Here is a 2,344-nt window from a genome sequence, read left to right as displayed (position 1 = left end):
CCTTGTAACGCCTTACGTTAAGCCTGCGATGGAAAAGAAATTTAAAGAAGCGTGCAGACGGCTCGCCGTCCCGCCGATAAACCGCGGATTTTTATTTGCTTCGGGCGCGGATCTTGCGCTATTTGAGGAGCTTTTTTAGACGTCTACGTTTTGGGTGAGAGCCTGCGATAAAAGATAGTTAAAATTTAGAAATACACTAACGCTTTCTTTGCAGTGGCTTTATATTTAACCGCGCTAGACGAGCCGGCTAAGCATCCTACGAAATGAGATATCGCTGCTTTATATTAAAAAGGCGACTTAAAACTCGGTTCGGTACATAAATTTAAATTTTACGGCCGGTAGTTTGAATGCAGCAGCGATATTTTAATTGAGCGGTTTGGTACTAAATATGCCGTTCTAAAATCCTTAAATACCGCTTACGAAAATATCGGTATCTGCAAAAATAGCTCGAATTGTCGTGCAAAAGGCGTAGGCGTAAATATACAAAAAGGCAAGCGCCCTAAATCTTCGATAAATTCACGCCCGAAATTATGGGCGATAAGGGTCAAGCGGTCTTAATTAAATTTCGCAAGCCGTTATCACTCCCCGTATTTTTTCTTTAGATCGTCCCACGTCACCAGCGTGCGTTTGCCCTCTAGGCTGCGGATGCGCGTGACGTCTTGCATCATCTCGAGCACCCCTTTAAATACGCCGTTTTCATCGCGCACTGCGGCGTAGTAGATGTAGATAAATTTGCCGTGAAGCTCCAGCCAAAAGTCGATCTCGTCGCGCTCGCCCTTGCGAAAGGCGTCGATGATCTCCAGCACGCTAGCTACGCTCTCGCGCGGGTGGCAGTTTTTTACGTCGCGCCCGATGACGCCCGCGCTTCGCGGAAATACGCGGTGCTTGGTGTCGGTGTAAAATTTCACGATCTCGTTTTCATCGACGAAGGAGAGATCGACTGGCATGTGCTTATAAATGAGATTGATTTGCTCTAGCGTGAGCTTGCCCGTGGCGACGTCAAAAACCGCGTTTTTATCGCGGTTTGCGTTTGGATTTAGTCCGTATTTGCTCATCAAATTTGACAGCTCTTTTAGGAAATTTGGATTTAAAACCGCTTCGTTTAGGTTGCCGTTTTGTAAATTTGCCGCGCTTAAATTTGACTCGCTTTGCAAATTTGCGTCCTTTAAATTTGCCTCCGAGCTGCTACCGGACTCCAAATTTAACGGATAAAATTCGCTCGGCTTTTCGATGAGAAAATATCCGATCTCATCATCGCCGCGTCTCATTGCGCGAAACTCCTCCTCGCTGATCATCTCCAGCGACGTCGGATAGAGCGCCGCCTCCTCGCGTGCGAGCAGGTCGAGTAGATTTTCGTAGATCTCGTGCTGAGCCGCGATAAACTCATCCGCCTTGCCGCACTCTAGCAGCTCGCGCGCTGCGGCGATACCGTCGCGGACCTTGTTATCAAAGCTCCACATAAAGCGCGACGGGCGGTCAAAGCCCTTGTTTTCGAGCATCGAGTAGAGTTGGTGCTGTTTTCTGGCAAAGTGCGTCCTGTTAAAGCTGCCTAGTTTGTCGTAAATTTCAAGCCACTCGTTTTTGATAAATTTCTTTTTTAGCAGCTCTTTTGCCTTTGCGATTAGTTCGCGCGCGGCGTCGTTTTCGTTGATGTAGGTGGCGACGGGGTGGTCTTTTGGCAGTTTGGGGCACTCGGTAGTTAGGATACCGCGCAGGATTTCTGATAGCTCGGCGGCGTTTTCGTCGATAAACTCGCTCTTAAAGCCTAAATTTAGCAAATTTGCGCGCACGTTTTTAAAATCGGCCGGCGTGAGTTTCGTTAGCTCCGATTTTGCAGCTTTTCTTGAGGCGAAAAAATTTGCCGCTCCGCTGAGGTAATCCCTCAAAATCGCAGTGGCTAAAGCAACGGCGGCGTTGTTAAATTTGATCATTTTTTATCCTTAACTTAAATTTTAAGGATTATACAAAAAGCGGAGAGTAAAAACTTTGATTTATCTTAAGCTGTAAATTTTGACGCCAAAGGTCGCGTCGATCTTCTCGGTATCTTTGCGCATTTTGATCGGAAAATCGATTTTGACGATATTTTCGTAGTTTTGTAGCGCGTCCATAAACTCGTAAAATTTAGCAGGCGTTTTCATAGAGCCAGTTACCGTTAGCTCATAGACCGAGATCTCGCCGTTTTTTGCGGCCTCTTTTAGTTCGCTTAGATTTACGTTTGCGAAATATTTTGATACAAACTGAGTAAATTTATCCGCGTCAAATTTGTTTTCAAGCGCGTCTAGCTGGGCCTTGTCGTTTTGTTTTATCTCGTTTAGGGCTTTTGATTTGGCATCGTAGAGCCTTT

At 46.1% G+C, this 2,344-nt stretch carries 2 protein-coding genes and 1 pseudogene; 1 reads left to right on the top strand and 2 read right to left on the bottom strand.

What is annotated here, in order from left to right:
* Positions 1-139 (top strand): annotated as a pseudogene (locus tag Q0338_RS06660) (tRNA lysidine(34) synthetase TilS); the annotation flags it as partial.
* Positions 140-578: 439 nt separating this feature from the next.
* Here Q0338_RS06660 and Q0338_RS06655 read toward each other — a convergent pair.
* Entirely contained in the window at positions 579-1,931 is a 1,353-nt protein-coding gene (locus tag Q0338_RS06655; RefSeq protein ID WP_298086078.1) for a PAS domain-containing protein, read from the bottom strand.
* A gap of 60 nt (positions 1,932-1,991) precedes the next feature.
* A partial coding sequence (locus Q0338_RS06650; RefSeq protein ID WP_298086077.1) for a hypothetical protein occupies positions 1,992-2,344 on the bottom strand: 353 nt, incomplete at its 5' end.

Origin of the sequence: uncultured Campylobacter sp. (genome assembly GCF_938018145.1) — a bacterium.
Classification (GTDB): domain Bacteria; phylum Campylobacterota; class Campylobacteria; order Campylobacterales; family Campylobacteraceae; genus Campylobacter_A.
The sequence above is the reverse complement of the archived record's forward strand: the minus strand, read 5'-3'. Positions and strand labels throughout refer to the sequence as shown.

What these genes read in the sequence shown, in the direction of transcription:
- Q0338_RS06655 (WP_298086078.1), bottom strand. Translation starts at nt 1,931, where the DNA reads ATGATCAAATTTAACAACGCCGCCGTTGCTTTAGCCACTGCGATTTTG.